The organism is Bradyrhizobium sp. Kon56, assembly GCF_055807635.1.
This window is the reverse complement of sequence record NZ_JBVVOU010000232.1, coordinates 1-347: the sequence shown is the minus strand read 5'-3', so window position 1 is coordinate 347 and position 347 is coordinate 1. Positions and strand designations below refer to the sequence as shown.

The window sequence follows — 347 nt, the reverse complement described above, 5'->3', positions numbered from 1 at the left end:
ATCGCTTTGAGCATGACCATCTGAGTCTTGGCAGTAACACTGTCCTTTTGCCGCAGGCTCTCAAATACCATTTCCATGGGAGCTATGAGATCGGCTGGGGCAAGCGATTTGATCTCATTTATGATCTTGTCACGCCCAACATTGTCCCCGGTACCGCTGTGATGCTGCTCAAATGTACTCACGCGCAATCCTTGAAGGTCACTGGACTATTTTGTTCCCAGCTATGTTGTCACCGCTACCGCTATGGGTCTGCGTAACGCTAGAGATTGTGGATGGCGCAACCACCACGGCATTTGCATTGATGTCGTGAATCAGGGCGGTAATGCCCGGTGATTGCTCGAGACGAC

General features: G+C 51.3%; 1 protein-coding gene. It reads right to left on the bottom strand.

All coding sequences use genetic code 11. The features are described from left to right. Window positions 1-182 (bottom strand): hypothetical protein (locus AC0L3B_RS38760; RefSeq protein WP_473382961.1); only part of this gene is annotated, 182 nt, incomplete at its 3' end. Between the last annotated feature and the right edge of the window lie 165 nt (window positions 183-347).